Below are 21465 nucleotides of genomic sequence, written 5' to 3'. Positions count from 1 at the left end.
GCGCGTGGCTGTTCCCGGGATACTGCCGCATGGTTGTGATGATCCTGTGACATTTTAGGACAGGATCGCGAAAGAAAAAGAGAAGAAAAGCAGGCGGACCTTCAGGTAGCGCCGGGGAGGTGCACGGCAGGAAATCCGCATGCCCGTAAGGTGAAACGAATTTTCAACAACTTGTCTGAGGTGTTAGCACAGGCCTTGGCGGAGCTCAAGAGGGGGCAAGGGGCCCCTGGGGAGGGGCGGCGGAGGGCCGCAGGCAGCGGCGGCAGGATCAGACAAAAAAGGGGAGGCCTTGCGGCCTCCCCTCAGTATCGGGAACGGGTCTCAGTCCTGCATGCGGAAGTCCACGCGGATCTTGAACAAACGCGTGGCGGGCAGGTTGAGGATGGGGATGCCCGTACGGGCCGTGATGTCATCCAGCGTGGCGCGCTCGTCTTCCCGCGAGGGACTGATGAGCGTGAACCAGATGTTGTAGTTGTGCTCGCGCAGGTAGTTGTGCGTGATGCCGGGACGGGCGTTCACTTCGTGTACGAAGTCGTCCATCTTGTCATCGGGCACCTTGGCCGCGCAGAGGGTGGAGACGAATCCCAGCTTGTTGGACTGGAAGTTGGCACCCAGGCGGCGGATGACGCGCCGCTCGCGCAGGCTGCGCACGCGCTCCAGGGCCTCCTCCTCCGGGATGCCCAGCAGCGTGCCCAGGTCGGCATAGGGGCGGGGCGTCAGGGGAAAGGCCGTCTGGATGATGTCCAGCAGGCGGCGGTCGGTCTCGTCCAGGGCTTCCTGCGTGGTGTGGGGACCGCAGTATTCAGGGGCGTCCGTCATGCTCGCTCACTTTGCGCCCGTGGCGCGCTTGGGCTGATAGGTGCACAGGGGCTCTTCGGCCATATGGTTGCCGTTCATGCTCCAGGCGCGGGCGCGACAGCCGCCACAGACCTTGTGGAACTCGCACACGCCGCACTTGCCTTCGTAGCACTTCTGGTCGCGGAACTGGCGGAAGTACTTGCTGTTGCGCCAGATCTCGGGGAAGGGCGTCTCGCGCACGTTGCCGCAGTTCAGTTCCAGATAGCCGCAGGGCTGCACCTGGCCGGTATGGCTGATGAAGCAGAAGCCCGTGCCGCCCAGACAGCCGCGGGTCATGGCGTCCATGCCGAAGGTCTCGGGCGTGACGGCCACGCCTTCCTCATGGGCGCGCTGGCGCATGATGCGGTAGTAGTGCGGCGCGCAGGTGGCCTTGAGGTGCATGCTGGTGGTCTTGCGGAAGTCGTAGAGCCAGTGCAGCACGTCCTCGTATTCCTCGGCGCTGATGACCTGGTCGGCCAGGCCGGAGGCCCGGCCCATGGGCACCAGCAGGAAGATGTGCCAGGCGGCCGCGCCGATGCGCTCGCACAGATTGAAGATGTCCTTGAAGCTGTGCAGGTTGTTGCGCGTGACCGTGGTGTTGATCTGGAAGGGCACCCCGGCCTGTTTAAGGTATTCGATGCCGCGCATGGAGGCTTCGAAGGCCCCGGGCACGCCGCGGAACTCGTCGTGGCTGGCGGCGTCGGCGCCATCGATGGAGATGGAGCAGCGGTTGACGCCGGCTTCCTTGATCTTGCGGGCCAGTTCGGGCGTGATCAGGGTGCCGTTGGGCGAGAAGGCGCAGGTCAGCCCCTTGTTGCGGGCATAGGCCACCAGTTCATAGACATCGGGGCGCATCATGGGATCGCCGCCGGTGAAGATGATGATGGGGTTGCCCACCTGGGGGAAGGTGTCGATGAGGGCCTTGGCCTCTTCGGTGGAGAACTCGCCCGGATAGGGTTCCGGGTGGGCCTCGGCGCGGCAGTGCTTGCAGGCCAGGTTACAGGAGCGGGTCACTTCCCAGGCGATGAGCTTGCAGGCGGGCGTGCCGTCCTCAAGGGTGCGCACCATCTTGTGGCCGGGCGCGCCCCCGGGATGACCGCCGGGATGGGCACCCGCGGTACCGGGATGGCCGCCGGGGTGTCCCCCCATGCCGCCGGGATGGCCCGGCATGTGCTTCTCGTCATGCATCAGCGCACCAGCCTTTGCTTGAGCAGGGTCTCGGTGAAGTAGGTGATGAGCATCTTGGCGCCGGCGCGCTTCATGCCCAGCAGGCTTTCCATCATCACGGCTTCTTCGTTGATCCAGCCGTTGAGGCCGGCGGCGCGGATCATGCTGTATTCACCGCTCACCTGATAGGCGCACAGGGGCACGTCCACGGCGTCGCGCACCTGGCGGATGATGTCCATGTAGGGACCGGCGGGCTTGACGATGAGGCAGTCGGCGCCTTCGTCCAGGTCGGCCAGGGCTTCGATGATGGCTTCACGGGCGTTGCCGGGATCCATCTGGTAGCTCTTGCGGTCGCCGCAGGCCGGGGCGGATTCGGCGGCTTCACGGAAGGGGCCGTAGAAGGCCGAGGCGTATTTCACGGCATAGGACATGATGGGCACCATGACCAGGCCGGATTCGTCCAGGGCGTGACGGATGGCGGCCACGCGGCCGTCCATCATGTCGGAGGGGGCCACCATGTCGGCACCGGCGGCGGCATGGCTCACGGCGGTCTTGGCCAGCAGTTCCAGGGTGGGGTCATTGAGCACCGCACCGCCGGGGGTCAGGATGCCGCAGTGGCCGTGGCTCATGTATTCGCACAGGCACACGTCGGTGATGACGTAGAGCGAGGGCCAGCGATGCTTGAGGCGGCGCACGGCTTCCTGTACGATGCCGTCTTCAGCATAGGCGCCGCTGGCCTTTTCGTCCTTCACGGCCGGGATGCCGAAGAGGATCACGGACTTCAGGCCGTCATCCACGGCCTTTTCCACCTGCTTTTCCAGCTCGGTCAGCGACAGCTGGTACTGGCCGGGCATGGCGCCGATCTCCTTGCGGAAGGACTGGTCTTCGGTCTCCACCACAAAGTAGGGCATGATGAGGTCTTCGGCCAGCAGGGGCGGGGTCTCGCGCACCATGCTGCGGATCTCGGGGGTCCAGCGCAAACGTCTGCCGCGATGGAAGGATTGGGACATGGTTCTACCTCGATGCGGCAATGCCGCGGTTGTGTTTGGGGAGGACGGCGACGGTTCGTCCCCGGCCCGGCGGGATAGCGGGAAAGACCGGCGCCCGGAAAAGCCTGCGTCCTGATGCCGTCGGGCGGCAGGGCACGGGGCCTTCCGATGAGAAGGCCACCATAGCGCAAAACGCCACAAGGGAAAAGCCGCCGGGCACCACTGTGATTGCAGGCATGCAAGGCGGGTCGGCAAAGCTGTGAATGGGGGTGTGTATGGATGCTCGCAACGAATTGAAGGGAAAGAGGGGACTGGTCCGCCTGCTGAATGCCACGCGGTATTCTCTGGCCGGCTACAAAGCCGCCTGGCAGGACGAGGAGGCTTTCCGGCAGATATGCCTGCTGGCCGTGATCGGTCTGCCCCTGGCCTGCCGGCTGGGGCGGGACTGGGCGGAATCCGTCCTGCTGGCCGTGCCGCTGGTGCTTTGCCTGCTGGTGGAACTGCTCAACAGCGCCATCGAGAACGTGGTGGACCGTATTTCGCTGGAATGGCATCCGCTGGCCAAGAAGGCCAAGGATATGGGGAGCGCCGCCCAATTCACGGCCCAGCTTTTCCTGGCTGCCGTCTGGGGCGGCTACGTTTTGGGACGATTATAGGGCGATGCGGACAGGGCAACCTGTGGCTGCGGCCGACGGGATCGATCTTCGTTTTGCGGGGAAAGGTGGAGGGGCATCTCCGGTATCGGACGGGTCTCCCCCCGTACTCCTTTCCTGGCATCACCGCACATCCGGTGACAGGTCCCTTTGGGCATCCGTATAGAGCTTTGTGAAATAGCGGCCGGCATTCCGCCGGAGAAAAGCCTGTCCTTCCATGTCCAGCTCTTTGGGGCATCCTGCCCGGAACAGCAGCACCTCTTTGCCTGCGGCACGCAGGGCGGCGATATGCCGCAGCAGCGGCGCATGGTCTTCCTGCCAGGCAATAGCGGATACCGTATACCAGGATGCATCGAGCGTCAGGAAATGCTTCAGGTCGTCCAGCTTCCAGGGCAGGGAAAAAGCGGGTGTGAAGCCATGCCAAAGGCAGACCAGATAATCCCAGCGGTTGAAGACTTCCACAATGATCCTGTCATGGAAGGGAAGTTCCCGCGCCAGCAGGGCCATATCATGGATTTTGTCCGTGATCAGAATCATCCGCGGATGGCGAAGCATGAGTTCGGCAATGTCTTTGCCGTCAAGTATGTGGAGCCCGCCTTTGAGTGTGAGACCGCGCACTTCAGCCAGTGTGGGCGGCACAGGAAGTTCCGGGGCCCCGGCCATGTCACGCAGGCGGTCCCAGTCATGCACGGCTACAAGGTGGTTGTCCCGCGTCACCTGCAAGTCCAGCTCGATATAGCGGTAGCCGCGACGCAGGGACTCCTCTACGGCTTCGCGGCTGTTGGTATGGCATTGTCCATCGATAACGCCGCCCGCGTGGGCGATGTACAGCTCCGGCGATGTGGACGCAAAGGCAAATACGCCGGGCTTGAGCGGAATATCAAAACATGAGGCCGCGGCATTGGTCAGCGCGTTCTTGGCCGTTTCACTGTTGTGGACGATCCCGAAGATCAGTGCGACGCATACGAGCGTGAACAGAATCTCTCTCTCTCTCTCTCTCTCTCTCTCTCATGGCTTCCCCCGCAGGAAGGCGCGTCAGCACCCTTCCCGAAGATCCTTTGCAGATAGAAGTACATGCTGCAACGGCTCATGACAGGCAGGTCGCGGCCGTCGAAATGCAGGCTTGCCCCTTTGATGTAGACGAGGAATGGGATCAGGCCGGAATTATCGCGACTGTAAGAACGGTGATCCCCCCAGAGAATGAGCATAGCTCCCTGCGGGAGTTTGGCCACATAGTGTCGCAGGGCAATGTCGGTATCGTGGGCCAAAGTCAGAAAAGCTGACCTAGATGAGGAACAGAAGCGTCGTTCAGGAGCGATGCGGTCCACATACTCCGGCAGATGCATACTCATGGTGATGATGAATTGGACGAAAGGACCTGAAGGCATCTGCTGGGCTGCATAGTCGAAAAGATCCTTGTCCGTGACGACGCCTGCCCACCAGCAGTCCAGAGGCCTGACGCCCGCAGCACGCATGACTTCGATATCGTGGTAGCGCGAGAAGCCCTGCAGCTTGTACGCGGCCCTGAGATTCATGTAGTTGGCGGGCAGACCATGAAAAACTTCCACAGGACGCCCGCCGGAACCCAGCTGGGCGATGAGGCTGCGCGGATAGGCATTTTCGTATTCGTAGTGGACGAAGTCAGGGCTGGCTTCCAGACCGTTGAAGAGTTCGAAATCGGAATTGGCGGAGGCCAGTTTCTTGGTCCCGTCCAGGCGCAGCAGGATGGCATCAGGGAGCAGGCTGCGCAGGAAGGGCATAACGGGCCGTCCGTCAACGTCCATTTCCAGCAACTCAAAGTCCAAAGACTCCACCTGCACCAGTGCCAGCTGTGACGGGGCGGCGGGAACGGGAATCTGATCAGTCCAAGCGGAGGAGCAGGTTCGGGCAGGGACATACGGGGGGGTAAAAGCAGTACCTGAGCCCAGTTCCATCAAAAAAGTACCCAGATAGCCCCGGTATTTGAGGGAACGACGTGCCGGAGGTTCGAACCGGGAGCGGCCTTCTCCCAAGATGAATTCCGGCGTGAAGTGTCGCGGCGGCTGGAGCAGGCAGGCATTGTACTGCGTTGCCAGCAGAGCGCAGGCCGGGATGATCGCCAACCAGCGGTGACGGTAACGGGGCTTACGGCCGCAGAGCCAGCATTGGATCGCGACAAGCAGGCTGAGAGCGACAAGGGCGGCTGGATCAATATAGGTCCACAGACTGCGTAAATCCATGCCTGCGATCTGCCGGCTGCCGTTGAGGATGGCGGCCAGCGTCGGCGGCATTCCCATACTGGCCGCATAACTGAGACAGAAGAGCGAAAGCAGGCCCTGCAGCAGGCTCACGATACGCAGGAAACGCGTCCCGCAGACAAGGACCAGCAGCAGGGAGGCGGCGATGTCCGCCAGGACAAGTCCCCGAATATCCACGCCGGAGAGATATTGTGTGGTCAGGCTTTGACCGGCCATCAACAAGGCCAGGGACGCTGTGCTCAGGTGCCCGGAAGGAGGGATATGCTGGACTTTTTGGGACATGGCACCGGGGAATGTGGTTGAGGGAAAGACTGGTATGAAAGAGCCCCGGCATCCTGGGATGCCGGGACATTTTTTATCTTTGGAGAAAAGGGCCTACAGGCCGATCTCTTCGTCAGTGAGGTAGCAGGCGGGGTCCTGGGCCCATTCGTCGCCGTAGTAGGCTTCGGCACGGGCGCGGAAGTTGCCGCCGCAGATGTTCAGGAAGCGGCACTTGGCACAGCGGCCGCCCACATGGGCCTTCTTGTCCTTGAGCTTGTGCAGCAGCTCGATGTTGGGGTCGTCCCAGATCTCGGAGAAGGGGCGCTCCAGCACGTTGCCGAAGGTGTGGTTGCGCCAGAACTGGTCGGCATGCACCTTGCCGTCCCAGGAGATGCAGCCGATGCCGCGGCCGGAGTTGTTGCCTTCGTTGTACTGCAGGAGCTCGAAGATCTCTTCGGCGCGCTTGGGATCTTCACGCTTCATGCGCATCCACACATAGGGACCGTCGGCGTGGTTGTCCACGGTGAGGATCTCTTTGGGCTTGCCGGCGTCGAACAGGGCGCGGGTCTCGTCCATGATGAGGTCCAGCACCTGACGGGTCTCGGCGTGATCCAGGTCTTCCTTGATGAGCTCGGAACCGCGGCCCGAGTACACCAGGTGGTAGAAACAGGCGCGGGGCACTTCCAGGTCGGCCAGCAGGCGGAAGATGCCGGGGATCTCGCCCACGTTACGCTTGTTGATGGTGAAGCGCAGGCCCACCTTCAGGCCTTCGGCCTGGCAGTTGGCCACGCCTTCCAGGGCCTTGCGGAAGGCACCGGGCACGCCGCGGAAACGGTCGTGCACTTCTTCCATGCCGTCCAGGGAGATGCCCACGTAGGAGAGGCCCACGCCCTTGAGTTCACGGGCCTTTTCCTTGGTGATGAGGGTGCCGTTGGTGGAGATGACGGCGCGCATGCCCTTGGAGGTGGCATGGCTGGCCAGTTCCACCAGGTCCTTGCGCACCAGGGGCTCGCCGCCCGAGAAGAGCATGACCGGCGCGCCGTAGGCGGCCAGGTCGTCGATCATGGTCTTGGCCTGTTCGGTGCTGATGTCGTCGGCGCCGTCCACGGGCACGGCCTGGGCGTAGCAGTGCACGCACTTCAGGTTGCAGCGCTTGGTCATGTTCCAGACCACCACGGGCTTCTTGTCCTTGGAGAACTGGAGCAGGTGCGAGGGCAGGTTGCCGGATTCACGGCCGTAACGCAGGGCGTCGGAGGGCTCCACCTGACCGCAATACAGTTTGGAAATACCGATCATCGTACGATCCTTTACAGCGAGTCGCCGTTTGTGCCCCGCCGGGATAGCGGACACGGGGCGGGGGGTATGGCGCGGGGAAGCCCGGAGGAACGCCCGGCCTGAGTGTCTGGGGACGGGACGGGATCATCCCGCCGTCATGGTGCCTGTCTGCCCGGAAGGCCGCGGGGCCTGCCGGAAGCAGAGGGAAAAACGGTGGCTGCGGGGCCGGAACGGGGAGGGGCGCCGATGCGGCGGCCCTCCCCGGCAGTCACGAAGTTAGCCGGCGATCTTGGCGCGCAGCACGTCGAACGCGGCTTCCACGCCGTCGGCCTTGGTGCCGCCGGCCTGGGCCAGGTCGGGACGACCGCCGCCGGAGCCGCCGCAGGGCGCGGCCACGTCCTTGATGAGGGCGGGCGCGGTGAAGCGGCCGTGCAGGTCCTTGGAGACGTAGAGCAGCAGGCCCACCTTCTCGCCTTCCACCGTGGCCAGGCAGGCCACGCCGGAGGGGATGCGGGAGCGCACGTCGTCCATGATGTCGCGCAGGGCCTTGACCGGCACGCCGTCCAGCTTGGCGGTGAGCAGCTTCACGCCGTTGACCTCGGTGGCTTTCTGCACCAGGTCGGCGCCGGTGGCCGGACTGGCGGCCGCCTTTTCGGAGGCCTTGCGCAGCTTCTTCACATCGCTGTGCAGGGCCTGCACGCGTTCGGCCAGCTGGCCGGGCTTGGCCTTGAGCAGGGCCGAAAGGTCGTGCAGTTCGGCACGCTGGGCCACGGCCAGGTCATAGGCGTTCCAGCCGGTGACGGCCTCGATGCGGCGCACGCCGGCGGCCACGCCGCTCTCGGACACGATGAGGAAGCTGCCCGCCTGGCCGGTGTGGCTCAGGTGGGTGCCGCCGCACAGTTCCACGGATTCGGTATGGGCGTCGTCGCCCATGCTGACCACGCGCACGGTGTCGCCGTATTTTTCGTTGAACAGGGCCATGGCGCCGCTGGCCACGGCCTCGTCATGCTTCATTTCCTTGGTGCAGACAGGGTAGTCGGCCATGATGGCGCGGTTGACCTGGCGTTCCACGGCGGCCAGCTCCTCGGGGGTCAGGGCCGCGATGTGGGAGAAGTCGAAGCGCAGGCGCTGGCTGTTGACCAGCGAACCGGCCTGCTTCACGTGGGTGCCCAGCACGGAGCGCAGGGCGGCGTGCAGCAGGTGGGTGCAGCTGTGGTTGCGGGCCGTGGCCATGCGGGCGTCTTCTTCCACGCTCAGGGCCACTTCCTGGTCGATGCGCAGCAGGCCCTGTTCCACTTCGATGTTGTGGACGATAAGGGTGGGCGCGGGCTTCTGGGTATCCAGCACGCGGGCGGCGCCGTCGGGGCCTTCCATGCGGCCGGTATCACCGGCCTGGCCGCCGGACTCGCCGTAGAAGGGGGTCTGGTTGGTGACCACATAGCCCTTCTGCCCGGCGGGCAGTTCTTCCACGCTCAGGCCGCTCTCGTCCAGCAGGGCCACGATGCGGCCCTGGCCGTTCAGGCCGCTGTAGCCGGTGAAGACGCTCTGCAGGCCGTCGTCGGCCAGCTGCTGGAACAGCGAGGAGCCGCTGCCGTCCTGGCCCAGCAGGCCGGACTTTTTCTGGCTCTCGCGGGCGCGGCGGCGCTGTTCGGCCATGTGGGCCTCGAAGCCGGCCACGTCCACGCTGAAGCCGCGCTTTTCGGACACGTCGGTGATGATGTCCAGCGGGAAGCCGTAGGTGTCGGACAGCTTGAAGCAGAACTCGCCGGGGATGACCTTGTCGCCGGCCTTTTCCAGTTCGGCCAGCTGGTCTTCCAGCAGGGCCAGGCCCTTGCCCAGGGTGAGGGAGAAGCGCTGTTCTTCCTCATGCACGGCGCGGGCGATGAAATCGGCGTGTTCGGTCAGTTCGGGGTAGTCCTCGCCCATGATCTCGGTGACCTTGCGGGCCACCTTGTACAGGAAGGGCTCGTGCACGCCCATGAGCGTGGCGAAGCGCAGGGCGCGGCGGATGAGGCGGCGCAGCACGTAGCCGCGGCTCTCGTTGGAGGGCAGGGTGCCGTCGGCGATGAGGAAGGCGGCGGCGCGGGCGTGGTCGGCGATGACGCGCAGGGCCGTGTCCACGTCATTGGTGTCGGGCGCGCTGAAGCTGTACTTCACGCCGGCCAGCTCGGCGGCGTACTGGATGATGTCCTGGAACAGGTCGCAGTCGAAGTTGGAGCGCTTGCCCTGGCAGACGGCGGCGATGCGTTCCAGGCCCATGCCGGTATCGATGTTGGGACGGGCCAGACGGTCACGGGTGCCGTCGGCGTGCTGGTCGAACTGGGTGAAGACCAGGTTCCAGATCTCCAGGAAGCGGTCGCAGTCGCACTTGCCGATGCCGCAATCCGGGCCGCAGGCCATGTCTTCGCCCTGGTCGATGTAGATCTCGGAACAGGGACCGCAGGGGCCGGTATCGCCCATGGTCCAGAAGTTGTCCTTCTCGCCCATGCGCACGATGCGCTCGGCGGGCAGACCGGCCACTTCCTGCCAGATGGCGGCGGCTTCGTCGTCCTCGCGGAAGACGGTCACCCACAGGCGTTCCTTGGGCAGTTCCAGTTCTTCGGTCACGAACTTCCAGGCCCAGGTGATGGCCTCGCGCTTGAAGTAATCGCCAAAGGAGAAGTTGCCCAGCATCTCGAAGAAGGTGTGGTGGCGCGCGGTGCGACCCACGTTTTCGAGGTCGTTGTGCTTGCCGGACACGCGCAGGCACTTCTGCGAGGTGGTCACGCGCGGCACGTCGCGCACTTCTTCGCCCAGGAAGAACTTCTTGAACTGCACCATGCCCGCGTTGGTGAAGAGCAGGGTGGGGTCGTTGGGCGGGATCAGGGGCCCGGAGGGCAGGATGTCATGCCCGTTGCGGGCGAAGAATTCCAGATAACGGCGACGAATCTCTTTGGCGGTGAGCATAGGGGCTCCATGTTGCTGCCCGGAAGGGCGATAAAAAAACGGGCGGCCCCGCAGGGCCGCGTTGCACACAAAAAACTAGTCCAGATCGGACATGGCGGCGCTGCCGTCGTCCAGATCCTCTTCGCTGGGGATGAACTCCTGCGGATGCATGCCCAGGAATTCCGTGACCTTGGCTTCGATCTGGCGGCGCAGTTCCGGGTCCTCGTCCAGCAGGGCACGGACCTTTTCGCGGCCCTGGCCCAGCTTTTCGGAGCCGAAAGCGAACCACGAGCCGCTCTGCTCGATGATCTTGGCTTCCAGGCCCAGGTCGATGAGCTCGCCCGAGCGGGAGATGCCCTGACCGTAGAGGATGTCGAAGGTGGCGCTGCGGAACGGCGGGGCCACCTTGTTCTTGACCACCTTCACGCGGGTGCGGGAACCGAAGGACTCTTCCTTGTCCTTGAGGGTCTGGATGCGGCGGATGTCCATGCGCACCGAGGAGTAGAACTTGAGGGCGTTACCGCCGGTGGTGGTCTCGGGGCTGCCGTAGCCGGTGACGCCGATCTTCATGCGGATCTGGTTGATGAAGATCACGGACGTGCGCGACTTGTGGATGGTGCCGGTAAGGCGGCGCATGGCGTGGGACATGAGGCGGGCATGACCGCCCACCTGGCTCTCGCCCATGTCGCCTTCCAGTTCGGCCTGCGGGATGAGGGCGGCCACGGAGTCCACCACCACCAGGTCCACGGCGCCGGAACGCACCAGCATGTCGGCGATGTCCAGGGCCTGCTCACCGTAGTCGGGCTGGGAGATGAGCAGCTCGTCGGTGTTGACGCCCAGGCGCCGGGCGTAGTTCACGTCCAGGGCGTGTTCGGCGTCCACGAAGGCACAGGTGCCGCCCATTTTCTGGCATTCGGCGATGATGTGCAGGGTAAGGGTGGTCTTGCCCGAAGATTCGGGGCCGAAGATCTCCGTGATACGGCCGCGCGGGATACCGCCCACGCCCAGGGCCAGGTCGAGACCGATGGAACCCGTGGGGATGACGGGGATATTGACATGGGCTTCGTCGGAAAGCTTCATGACCGCGCCTTTGCCGTACTTGCGTTCGATGGTGGCAAGTGCGGTGCCCAGGGCTTCGGCGCGGGCTTCTTCAGGAGAAAGGGCCGGTTTTTTGGCCATAGAGACGCTCCCTGTAGGAAATTTAAGCAACGCAGTATAGCAAAGCGCGCACGGCAAGGCAAGGAAGGCGGCAGGCCTCCCGGGACGGGCCCTTGCGGGCTGCGGGGATGCCGCCTTCGTCACGGCACGGGCCCCTGCGCATGCCGGGCATCACAGGATACGCCCTGGGCAGGGGGACGGCTGTGCGGGCGCGCACAAAAACTGCGTTATTCAGGAATAAATCTCAATAATTGTCAAGGGGAGAAGGGACGGCTGTGCGGCGGCAGGAGTGGGGCGCGCTGCTCCTGCTCCCTGTACCGTATCCCGCTCCAGGTCCCGATGCCGTGCAGGCGCGCCGGAGCGGACGGACGGGCCTTCGGTCCGCTCCGTCAAACGGCAGGCCCATTCGCCGGGAAAGGAGCGCCGCGGCAGGGGATGAGGCACGCGTGCGGCTCCTCAAGAGCGTCCCCATCCCTGCACGGGGCCCGCAGAGGCGGCAGGACGAAAAAAACCTATCCAAAAGCTGTGAAAATCCGGGCCAGGCTCTTGCCTCCTGCCCCCGCTTTCGCGTAGAAGGCGGGCCATGATGAACACTCCCTCCGATTTCCAGACCCCCGCCGCGCCCGGCATGGTCAATGCTGACCAGCGGCCGGTGGATGTGGTCGTGCTTTTTTCCGGCGGCCTGGACAGCATCCTGGCGGCCAAGGTCCTGGAGGAACAGGGCCTGCGGGTCTGCTGCCTGCACTGCCATTCCCCCTTCTTCGGTGATCCCGGCGCCGTGGAGCGCTGGAGCAACCTCTACGGGCTGGACATCCGCACCCTGGACGTGAGCGACGATTTTTGCGCCATGCTGCGTGCCCGCCCGGCCCACGGCTTCGGCAAGGTCATGAACCCCTGCGTGGACTGCAAGATCCTGCTCCTGCGCCATGCCCGCCTTTACATGGAGAGCATCGGCGCGCGCCTGCTGGCCACGGGCGAGGTCATGGGGCAGCGTCCCATGTCGCAGCGCCGGGACGTGCTCAACGCCATCCGCCGCGATGCCGGGGTGCAGGACATCCTGCTGCGTCCCCTGAGCGCCCTGCATCTGGCGCCCACACCCGCCGAGGAGGAGGGCTTCGTGGACCGTTCCCGTCTGCTGGGCATCAGCGGGCGCGGCCGCAAGGACCAGCTGGAACTGGCCAAAAAGTACCAGCTGCCCGAGATCCCCACGCCCGGCGGCGGTTGCCGTCTGGCGGACAAGGAGAACGCCCGCCGCTACTGGCCCGTGCTCTCCCGCTGGCCCGAACCCGACACGCGGGCCTTCAAACTCTCCAATCTGGGGCGGCAGTTCTGGGCGCAGCAGGACGGCCGGGACTACTGGCTGGCCATCGGCCGCACCAGTGCCGACAACCAGGCCCTGCACACGGTACTGGGCAAGGACGATGCCAAGATCCATCTGGCCGACATCCCCGGTCCGCTGGCCGTGGCCTGCGGGGGCCGTACATGGCCGGAAGAGGTGCTGCGTGCGGCGGCGGCCCTGATGGCCTCCTACTCCGGCAAGGCCGTGCGCCTGGGGGCCCCCGTGGGCGTGCGGGCCAGCTGGCTGGGCGGCGGCTGGCAGGGCGAGGTGCTGCCCTCGCGTGAGGGCATCTGGCAGGAACCGGCCTGGGTGCCGGCCCGCGAAGAACTGCGTGCCGAGCAGAAAGCACGCCTGCACGGCATCCCGCCGCAGGAGGAGGCGGGGGAATAGGCGCGTACCGCTTTACAAGATAACTTTTTCCGGGTAATGAGGAGCGATTCCTCATTATGGGGCAACAATGCCAAAATCGTGCCTACAGGGCCAGTTTTGGGAGGCTTATATGGACCAGAAGGATATAGAGTATTTCCGCAAGCTCCTCACCAGTATGCTGGAGGAAGCCAAGCAGAAGGGCGACTCCACCATCGAAGAGCTCACGGACAGCAACGAAGTCTTTGCCGACCCTGCTGACCGGGCTACCGCTGAATCCGACCGCGCCTTCACCCTGCGCATCCGTGACCGCGAACGCCGCCTGATCCGCAAGATCCAGTCCGCGTTGCAGCGCATCGACGACGGCACCTACGGTATTTGCGACGAATGCGGCGAAGAGATCGCCATCCCCCGTCTCAAGGCCCGTCCTGTCACCCGTCTGTGCATCAACTGCAAGGCCAAGCAGGAAGAGGACGAACATCTGCGCGGCGACTAGCGCGCATCCTTGACCTGTGCCGCCGGAGCGCGGCATCCTTTGACCTTTTCACAAAAAAACGGGCTCCGGCCCGTTTTTCTGTTTTTTGCCCCGGCTTCGCGCCGGTAAGGACATCCCCGGCAATATCTATGGACGCCCATCTTTTTTCCCGTTTTTGCGAGGAGCTCGCCCCGCGCATCATCGGCGGCTGGCTGGAAAAGGTGCAGGAACCGGCCCCCGGCCTGCTGGCCTTCAACATCAATCTGGCCGCACGCGGCCAGAGCTACGGTCAGGCAGGCGGCAGCCGCAAGTGCCAGCTGTGCCTGCGCGCCGCACGCAAGGAACCCTTCCTCTTCCTTTCCCGCAGCCGTCTGGCCGCCGGACGGGCCCCCTCGGCCCCGGTCATGCGCCTGCGCAAATATCTGGCCGGGCACCGTATCCTGGCCACGGTCTGCTGCTTCAGCCGCCGCCAGCTCTGGCTGCTGGTGGGCGGGGAGGCCGCGGCCGAAGAGGCCCTGCGCCGCCAGATGGTGCTTTGGAGCCCGGCGGAAGGCGAGGAGGACGGCCTTTCCCCTGAGAGCGGGGCGCAGCCGGACATGGCGGACATGACGCCGGAGAGCGGCGAGGCCGCGGAGCGGGAGCCCCTGGCCACCTGGCTGCTGCTGGACTTGCGCGAAGGGGCCTCGGTGCGCTTCTTGCCCGTGAGCCGCAGCCCGCAGGAAGAGTCCCTGCGCTGGCCGGAGCCCGGAGAACTGGAAGAGGCCCTGGCGCACTGGCGGGACTGGCCGGTACTGACACCGGCCCTGCGCCGTGCCCTGCCCCTGTATGACGAGCTGGACCGGCAGGCCCTGCTGGAAGACCTGCGCCTGGGCGGCGGGGACGTGTTCTACTATACGCCGCCGGATGGAGAGGCGGAGGAGAAGGCCGGGAGCGAGCGGCCCTCCTGCCGCATCGCGGCCTGGCCCCTGCCGGATGCCCTGGCCCAGGGCTGGCATGAGGAACAGGGGGAAGACATCCTCGGCCTGGTGGAGAAGGCCGGGCAAAAGCTGGTGCTGGAAAAGGCCGCACGCGACGCCGCCGGTGCCGCTGCCCTGCCCCTGTCGCGCCGTCTGCGCAAGCTGGAACAGCTGCTGGCCAAGCTGGATGAGGAAGAGCAGCGCCTGCTGGGCATGTGCGCCGCCCGTGAGGACGGCCTGCTGTTGCAAGCCTGGCTGTGGCGCTGGCCTGCGGATTTCCGCGCACCGGAGCTGGTGCTGCCGCCGCCGGATGAAGGCGACGGGGACACGCCGCGCAAGACCGTGAAGCTGGATATGCGGCGCAGCGTGCGGGACAATATGGAACGCCTGTTCCATACGGCCCGGCGCGGGCAGCGTGGCCTTGAACATCTGGCGGAACGGCGTGCGGTGCTGCGGGCCGAACTGGCCACCGTGCAGGCGGCCCGGCAGGAAGCCCTGCTGGGCGGTATCGGGCACGCCGCCGGAGAGGCCGGGAAGCCCGACAGGAACACGGTGGCGCTGGGGGCCCTGCGCGGTGCGGCCCTGCCGCGCAACGTGCAGCTCTTCGTCAGTGACGACGGCTTTGCCCTGCTGCGCGGCCGTGACGCCAAGGGCAACATCGCGGCCCGCAAGCTGGCCGCGGCCCACGACATCTGGCTGCATGCCGACGGCGGCCCCGGCTCGCACGTCATCATCCGCCGGGCCCATGCCGGACAGGAAGTGCCGGAGCGCACCCTGGACCAGGCCGGGGCGCTGGCGGCCTGCAAGAGCTGGCAGAAGGACGCGGCCCGGGCGCGCATCCTCTACGCCGAGGTGCGCCACATCCGCAGCATGCGCGGCGCGGGCACAGGCACCGTGCGCATGGACAAGATCCTCTACAGCCGCGAGGTGCCGGTGGATGCCAGTCTGGAGACCCGTCTGCTGCCGGAAAGCCCTGCGGGGAAGACGGACGGGACGGGCAGGGACTGAGCTCCGCCGTACGGCTTTTGCGCCCCATGGGCGTGCCTGCCGGTAAAAGGGCCCGCTGGCGGCAAAGGGCTAGTGCCTGCCTTTACGGCAGTGGGGTGGCGTCGCGCGCCTGGGGATCGTCCGTCTTTCGGCCCGTTGTGTCGATGAAGTACCAGGTATCGCTTTCCCAGTACCAGTGCTCGCCGCCGGAGCCCGGGACCTCCTTGCGTTGTCCCGTGTCCGTGACTTTCGCCTTGCCGCCTTCGAAGGGGAGGGCAAAGGCGAAACGGGGCGCTATCACCACCCGGCCGCTCTCGTCCGCATAACCCATGCGGCCCCGGTCATCCACGATGCGGTACAGGCCTTCGCGGACATAGTCGGGGCCGTTGTCATAATGGAAGGGGACGACAGCTGGTGACGCGGCGCAGCCGCACAGGAGCAGGGCCAGCAGCAGGGAACAGCCTGTATTTTTCATGGGGCTCCTTGATATGTACCGGTGAGCACTGACAGACGGGGATGGTCCCGGGCTCCGGCCCCGCCATCATGACGATGGGACAGCGTGCGTCCGGGATGGCCACCGGGCAGACAGCGGCGGCATCTTTCAGGTAAACGGTATGGAAAAGCCACCCTTGCGGGTGGCTTTTTTTGTCTGGGAGCGGACAGGGGCTTTCCCGCTGTCCTACTTGAACAGGATCAGGCAGACCATCTCCATGTCGTCGGGGCCGTCGTTGTAGACGGCATGCCATTCGCCGTCGGGACAGACGGCCGTGTCCCCGGCATGGAGCATGACCTCGGTGCCGTTGTCGTCATAGCGGCACTGGCCCTTGAGGATGTGGTAGACCTCCATGTCGCCCACATGCTGGTGACGGCCCACGGCGTCGCCGGGCCCCAGGCGCACGATGTTGAACAGGCGCCCCTTGTCGTAGAACTCGCCTTCGTTGAGGAGCTGGGTGGCGTGGGCCAGGCCCGGGCCTCCGGCGATCTGTTTGTCGAAGCGGATGTGGTCTTCCTTGCGGCGGATCATGGTTCCCTCCTGGGGGTTGGACGGGGTTCGGGCCCCGTCATGGGCGCACGGGTCAGGCCGTCAGCTGACGGTCCTCGTCGGTGGGCGTGTCGTCATCGGCCGCAGGCCGGGGCCGCGGGGCCAGCTTGCCGCCGGGACGGGGCTTGCGGTTGCGCAGGGGACGCTGGGGCCGGGCGCTGCCGTGCGGGGCACGACGGTCGGCGGGAGAGTCGGGCAGGGCCGCCGTGGGGCGCGTGGCCATGTCACGCGGGCTCCGGGCACGGGGCGGCATGTCCTTGATGTGCACGTCCATCTGCGGGAAAGCGATCTCGATATTGTTTTTGCGGAACAGCTGGTCGATCTCGAACAGCAGCTCCGAGGCCGTCTTGACGCTGACATCGTAGTCCCGCACCCAGAAGCGCAGGGTGAAGTCCAGGGTGCTGGCACCGAAGTTGGAGAACAGCACCACCGGCGCGGGGTACTTGAGGATGTCGCTGTGGCCGTTGGCCACGGAGGACAGCAGCTTCATGACCAGGGTGGTGTCGCTGCCGTAGGCCACGCCCACCACCACGTCACGGCGCACCGTACGGCTGTTGCGCGTCCAGTTGATGAGGCGCGTGGACACGAATTCGGAGTTGGGCACGTAGATGACGGCGTTGTCGTAGGTCTCCACGATGGTGGCGCGCACGCTGATCTTGCGCACGCGGCCCGTGGTGGTGCCCACTTCGACCACGTCGCCCACCTGCATGGTGCGGCTGAAGATGAGGATCAGGCCGGAGAGGAAGTTGTTGATGATGGTCTGCATGCCGAAACCGATACCGACGGACAGACCACCGGCGACCATGGCCAGGCTGCTCAGTTCCATGCCCAGCGAGCGCAGGGTGAACAGGCCGAAGAACGCCCACAGGGCGTAGGTGAAGGCCGTCTGCAGGGGCTGGATGAGCGTGGGATCGATACGCAGGCCGCGGCTGGGCATGCGCGAAAGGAAGAGCGTGCCCATGCGCACGGCGGTGCGGGTCAGGAAGAAGACGCTGATGATGAGCAGCACCTGCACCATGTTGAAGCGCGTCTCGCCCACGTTGACGCCCTGGAGCACGAAGTCCTGCAACAGGGAAAGGCCGCCGGGCAGGGTGCAGACCCACAGGGACATGCCGCCGATGGCCAGCAGCAGGATGACCGGCGCGGCCAGGGCCAGCATAAGGCTGGAGAAGGCCGCCGAGCCGCCCTCGTCGGGCAGCTGGTCATTGTAGCGGTTGATGGCCGACATGCTGGCCACGCTGATCTGCAGGGCCAGCGAGCAGGAAACGTAGAACAGGTACAGGCCCATGCTGAAAATGTGCAGGCCCATGATGGCCAGCACCAGGGTCACCCAGAAGATGATGGCGCTGCCTGACAGGAGGGTGGACTCGAGCTGGGTGCTGGCCTCCAGGCTGTGGCTCTTGGCGCGCCACAGACGGTGCAGGAGCATGAGCACCACCCAGGCGATGAGGGTCACCACCGGCGGCAGGGGCAGGTAGATCAGGATGTAGGAAAAGAGCGTCAGCGGGATGAGCTGCCACAGGGGGTTGCTGACGGCGGCCTTGTCCGGGTGCTGCAAGCGGCGCAGGTCCCAGGCCAGGAAAACTTCGCCGATGATGATGCTCAGGTTGCCCAGGGCCAGGAAGCAGCGGAACACATCCCCGTGGGCGGACAGCGACGAAGCCAGCAGGGACAGGCCCAGGCCGATCCAGGGCAGGCTCACATGGAACATGTGGCGGCCCACCTCGCCGTGGGTCCCGGAATGGCGCCAGCGACGGTAGAGCACCATGCCGGTGAACAGCACCAGCAAAAGGCAAAGGGCGAAGCGCAGGCCGGCCGTATGCCAGCCGTCGGCGCTGACGGGGATCTCCACGGGCAGGCGCAGCTGGATGCCCTGCCAGACATATTGCAGGCGTTTGGGCACGGTCTCCCAGGTCTCGAGGCTGAGATAGGGCACCGGGCCTTGCAGATAGTAGTCCCGCCACAGCTGGGGCAGCATGGTGGCGATGTCTTTCTGTGCCTTCTTCAGATCGGCCATCATGTCCTGGGTGGGCGACAGCACGGAATCATAGCGCTTGATGACGTCGGTCAGGCTTTTCTGGGCCTTGGTGACCTGGCGCGAGTAGTCGCGGATCTCGGCGTTGGACGGCAGATCCTTGGTCTCGGGCAGGCTCTCGGCCAGATGGTTGACGCGCTCCAGCAGGGAGTTGACGCTGTTGCGGGCCAGCAGCACGGGGTCGATGACCTGCTGCATCTGCTGCACGGTGAAGGAGATGCGGCGGTCCAGGGCCTCCAGCGGGTTGGGCCAGTTCTTGAACGTGTTGATGAGCAGGAGCAGGCGGCGGGCTTCCTCGACGATGGGCCGCGCCTGCTTGGACATGGTCTCCGCCTGCTTGTTGATGTCACGCACCAGGCCGCGCGTACTGCTGTTGATGTCGTCCAGCATGTCCTTCTGGCCGGCCCAGATGTTCTCCAGCGGGTCCACCGTGGGAGCCGCATCGGCTTCGGCAGGGGCGCTGGAAGCGGCTTTTTTGTCCTGGGCCTTGTCGTCCTTTTTGGCGTCGGCCTTGTCGTCGTTTTTCTGGGGCGCTTCGTCGGCCAGGGCACAAGTCGGGCCGACGAGGGAGGTCATCTCCCGGCAGGCGTCTCCGGAAAGGGCCGGCACGAGGCTGAGGACGGTCAGCAGCATGAGAACGGGCAGGGAACGGAACAGGCAGCGATACATGGTCCACCTCAGGGAAAGGCCCCTGCCGGAAAGGGACAGGGGCATCATGACATTGAAAAGCCAGCAATAGCGCAAGATGTGCTGATTGAAAAGAGGTCTTCCTGTAAACATGCGGCTCCCCCCGGGAGCAGACGGATGGCCCGGCTTTACAAGCCCTTCCGTGCCCGGCATAGTGAGCTCATGTCCCAGAGCCTCTCTTCTTTCCTCCGTCAGGATGTCCCGGCCTCTGCTCTCAAGGTCGCTGTTGCCCTGCAACGCTTTTCCCCCGCCGACAGCGGGGCCGTGGCACAGGCCCTGCCCCTTCTTCTCGACCGCGCGGGTCTGGCCTCGTCCTTTTCCCTGCGTTCGGCCCATGTGCTGGTCAAACCCAATCTGCTGACGGCCACGCCCCTGGCCTGCACCAGCCCCGTGGTGGTGGCCGCCGTCTGCCGCTGGCTGCTGGACCAGGGGGCTCGCGTGCGGGTGGGGGATTCGCCCGGTTTCGGTACGGCCACGGCCGTGGCCCGGCAGACAGGCGTGGAAGAGGCCCTGCGGCCGCTGGGCCTGCGGGTGGAGTCCCTGGCCGATCCCCGTCCGCTGGAGCTGCCCCTGCGCCGGGGCGGGCCCGTTTCCTTCGGGGTGGCCCGGGTGGCGCTGGAAAGCGACGTCATCTTTTCCCTGCCCCGGGTCAAGGCCCATTCCCAGATGCGTTTGACCCTGGCGGTCAAGAATCTGTTCGGCTGCGTCTGCGGCCTGCGCAAGGCCCTCATCCATACGCGGCAGGGACAGGATCCCGACTTTTTCGCCGACTGCATCGCCGCCCTCTGGGCCGGTCTGCCGCCGGTGGCCGCCGTGGCCGACGGCCTGACCGCCATGCATGTGACGGGCCCCAGCAAGGGACAGCCCTTTCCCCTGGGCCTGCTGGGGGCCAGCCCTTCGGCCGTGGCCCTGGACGAGGCCCTGTGCGCGGTGCTGGGCCTGCCCCTGGCCGGCACGCCCCTGGGCGCGGCCCTGGAACGCCGGGAAGCGCCGGGATGCCGCCGTGCGGGCTGGCAGCCCGACTATGTGCTGGCCCGGCCCGAAGATTTCGACAGTACGGGCTTCATCCTGCCGGACGAGCTGATGCACACCTCGTTCCGGCCCTGGCGCCTGTTCAAGAGTTGCCTGCGCCGCCTGTGGCTGGCGCGCCGAAAATAACGAAAGCTGCTCCCCCGCGGGGAGCGAGGAGTTGACCATGCCTGTGATCCTGCCGGGCCAGACCGACATCTATGCCCTGACCGATGCCCGCCTTTCCTGCGGCCGCACGCTGGAGACCGTGGTCTCCGCCCTGCTGGGGGCCGGGGTCAAGATCATCCAGTACCGTGAAAAGCACATGAAATCCGGTGAGATGCTGGAAGAATGCCGTCTGATGCGCCGCCTGACCCGCGAGGCCGGGGCCTGCTTCATCGTGGACGACCATGTGGACCTTGCCATCCTGGCCGAAGCCGACGGCGTGCATATCGGACAGGAGGACTTCCCCCTGCCTGCGGTGCGCCAGCTGGTGGGCCCCAAGATGTGCATCGGCCTGTCCACCCACAGCCCGGAACAGGCCAGGGCCGCCGTGGCCGTGGGCGCCGACTACATCGGCGTGGGGCCCATCTTCGCCACCAAGACCAAGGAGGACGTGGTGGCCCCGGTGGGCTTCGATTATCTGGACTGGGTGGCCGCCAACATCAGCATCCCCTTCGTGGCCATCGGCGGCATCAAGGAACACAACATCACGGATGTGGCCCGTCACGGGGCCCGCTGCTGCGCCCTGGTCTCCGAACTGGTGGGCGCCCCCGACATCGCCGCCAAGGTGCAGGCCGTACGCGCCGCCATGCAGCGGGGGATGTAGGATATGATTTTTTGAGGGGCGGGGGACCCCCTCGCCTGGCGCGAGAGGGGGTCCCCCGCCCCTCAAACTCCCCACCCCCTCCCCAGCGCCCTTTATTCCGTCTTTCCTGAGCGAGGAGATGTATGGATAATCCGTGGTGTCTTCTTCCAGAAGCGCGGCCTTTCGTCTTGCAGGCCGATGCTGTGTGATCGAAAAGAAAGAGGCGACCGTCATGTGACGGTCGCCTCTTTCTTTTCAGC

General features: G+C 65.4%; 18 protein-coding genes. 7 read left to right on the top strand and 11 right to left on the bottom strand.

Annotation, left to right across the window (positions count from 1 at the left end; all coding sequences use genetic code 11):
- Window positions 1–321: 321 nt before the first annotated feature.
- Genes ACQRAG_RS06845 through hemB form a run of 3 tightly spaced genes read right to left on the bottom strand, consistent with a single transcriptional unit; the run spans window position 322 to window position 3014 of the window.
- The gene (locus ACQRAG_RS06845; RefSeq protein WP_168934665.1) at window positions 322–819 is read right to left on the bottom strand and encodes an AsnC family transcriptional regulator; all 498 of its coding nucleotides are present in this window, start codon (window positions 817–819) and stop codon (window positions 322–324) included.
- A 6-nt stretch (window positions 820–825) separates the two neighbouring features.
- The gene (gene ahbD, locus ACQRAG_RS06840; RefSeq protein WP_303930410.1) at window positions 826–2025 is read right to left on the bottom strand and encodes a heme b synthase; all 1200 of its coding nucleotides are present in this window, start codon (window positions 2023–2025) and stop codon (window positions 826–828) included.
- Window positions 2025–3014, bottom strand: a complete 990-nt coding sequence (gene hemB / locus ACQRAG_RS06835; protein WP_289616388.1) for a porphobilinogen synthase — start codon at window positions 3012–3014, stop codon at window positions 2025–2027. The genes ahbD and hemB overlap by 1 nt, the downstream gene beginning before the upstream one ends.
- Window positions 3015–3268: 254 nt before the next feature.
- On the opposite strand from hemB, the gene ACQRAG_RS06830 reads away from it, so the two are divergent.
- Window positions 3269–3649 (top strand): diacylglycerol kinase, encoded by a 381-nt coding sequence (locus tag ACQRAG_RS06830; RefSeq protein ID WP_337440782.1) that lies wholly within the window; start codon window positions 3269–3271, stop codon window positions 3647–3649.
- Window positions 3650–3769: 120 nt separating this feature from the next.
- Here the strand turns inward: ACQRAG_RS06830 and ACQRAG_RS06825 are convergent, their stop codons facing one another.
- Entirely contained in the window at window positions 3770–4369 is a 600-nt protein-coding gene (locus tag ACQRAG_RS06825) for a hypothetical protein (protein WP_427805298.1), read from the bottom strand.
- Here ACQRAG_RS06825 and ACQRAG_RS06820 point away from each other — a divergent pair.
- Window positions 4331–4537: a hypothetical protein gene (locus ACQRAG_RS06820; protein WP_427805305.1), complete on the top strand. Its 207-nt coding sequence runs from the start codon at window positions 4331–4333 to the stop codon at window positions 4535–4537. The two genes, ACQRAG_RS06825 and ACQRAG_RS06820, sit on opposite strands and share 39 nt — an antisense overlap.
- 59 nt (window positions 4538–4596) lie before the next feature.
- Here the strand turns inward: ACQRAG_RS06820 and ACQRAG_RS06815 are convergent, their stop codons facing one another.
- From ACQRAG_RS06815 to recA, 4 genes are all read right to left on the bottom strand, one after another.
- Window positions 4597–6099, bottom strand: coding sequence for a sulfatase-like hydrolase/transferase (locus ACQRAG_RS06815; protein WP_427805296.1), 1503 nt, complete (start codon window positions 6097–6099; stop codon window positions 4597–4599).
- Window positions 6100–6258: 159 nt separating this feature from the next.
- Window positions 6259–7440: a 12,18-didecarboxysiroheme deacetylase gene (ahbC, locus tag ACQRAG_RS06810; protein ID WP_168934661.1), complete on the bottom strand. Its 1182-nt coding sequence runs from the start codon at window positions 7438–7440 to the stop codon at window positions 6259–6261.
- A gap of 255 nt (window positions 7441–7695) precedes the next feature.
- Window positions 7696–10365 carry an alanine--tRNA ligase gene (gene alaS / locus ACQRAG_RS06805; RefSeq protein ID WP_297137332.1) on the bottom strand — a complete coding sequence of 890 codons (2670 nt, stop codon included), beginning with the start codon at window positions 10363–10365 and terminating at the stop codon, window positions 7696–7698.
- 75 nt (window positions 10366–10440) lie between these two features.
- Window positions 10441–11523, bottom strand: a complete 1083-nt coding sequence (gene recA / locus ACQRAG_RS06800; protein WP_006008777.1) for a recombinase RecA — start codon at window positions 11521–11523, stop codon at window positions 10441–10443.
- A gap of 562 nt (window positions 11524–12085) precedes the next feature.
- On the opposite strand from recA, the gene ACQRAG_RS06795 reads away from it, so the two are divergent.
- The 3 genes from ACQRAG_RS06795 (at window position 12086) to ACQRAG_RS06785 (ending at window position 15646) form a co-directional block, all read left to right on the top strand.
- A complete protein-coding gene (locus ACQRAG_RS06795) occupies window positions 12086–13231 on the top strand; it encodes a tRNA(5-methylaminomethyl-2-thiouridylate) methyltransferase (protein WP_239465019.1) in 1146 nt (381 codons plus the stop codon).
- 109 nt (window positions 13232–13340) lie between these two features.
- Complete coding sequence (dksA, locus tag ACQRAG_RS06790) at window positions 13341–13703, top strand: RNA polymerase-binding protein DksA (RefSeq protein ID WP_168934659.1); 363 nt, start codon at window positions 13341–13343, stop codon at window positions 13701–13703.
- Between the two features lie 128 nt (window positions 13704–13831).
- Window positions 13832–15646, top strand: a complete 1815-nt coding sequence (locus ACQRAG_RS06785; protein ID WP_427803946.1) for an NFACT RNA binding domain-containing protein — start codon at window positions 13832–13834, stop codon at window positions 15644–15646.
- An 82-nt stretch (window positions 15647–15728) separates the two neighbouring features.
- On the opposite strand, the gene ACQRAG_RS06780 is transcribed toward ACQRAG_RS06785, so the two are convergent.
- The 3 genes from ACQRAG_RS06780 to ACQRAG_RS06770 all read right to left on the bottom strand — a co-directional run bounded on the left by ACQRAG_RS06780 (window position 15729) and on the right by ACQRAG_RS06770 (window position 19371).
- Window positions 15729–16100, bottom strand: a complete 372-nt coding sequence (locus tag ACQRAG_RS06780) for a WG repeat-containing protein (protein ID WP_300645269.1) — start codon at window positions 16098–16100, stop codon at window positions 15729–15731.
- A 204-nt stretch (window positions 16101–16304) separates the two neighbouring features.
- Window positions 16305–16649 carry a cupin domain-containing protein gene (locus tag ACQRAG_RS06775; protein WP_168934656.1) on the bottom strand — a complete coding sequence of 115 codons (345 nt, stop codon included), beginning with the start codon at window positions 16647–16649 and terminating at the stop codon, window positions 16305–16307.
- A gap of 52 nt (window positions 16650–16701) precedes the next feature.
- Complete coding sequence (locus ACQRAG_RS06770) at window positions 16702–19371, bottom strand: mechanosensitive ion channel family protein (protein ID WP_427805295.1); 2670 nt, start codon at window positions 19369–19371, stop codon at window positions 16702–16704.
- A 180-nt stretch (window positions 19372–19551) separates the two neighbouring features.
- Between ACQRAG_RS06770 and ACQRAG_RS06765 the strand changes: the two genes are divergently transcribed.
- Both ACQRAG_RS06765 and thiE read left to right on the top strand, forming a co-directional pair.
- Window positions 19552–20547, top strand: coding sequence for a DUF362 domain-containing protein (locus ACQRAG_RS06765; RefSeq protein ID WP_427805294.1), 996 nt, complete (start codon window positions 19552–19554; stop codon window positions 20545–20547).
- A gap of 37 nt (window positions 20548–20584) precedes the next feature.
- Window positions 20585–21226 (top strand): thiamine phosphate synthase, encoded by a 642-nt coding sequence (gene thiE, locus ACQRAG_RS06760; protein ID WP_168934653.1) that lies wholly within the window; start codon window positions 20585–20587, stop codon window positions 21224–21226.
- The last annotated feature ends 239 nt before the right edge of the window (window positions 21227–21465 follow it).

This window comes from Desulfovibrio sp. SGI.230, from assembly GCF_050313065.1.
In the GTDB taxonomy this organism is placed as follows: Bacteria; Desulfobacterota; Desulfovibrionia; order Desulfovibrionales; family Desulfovibrionaceae; genus Desulfovibrio.
Note: the sequence above shows the minus strand (reverse complement) of the source record. Positions and strands in the feature narration are given on the sequence as shown.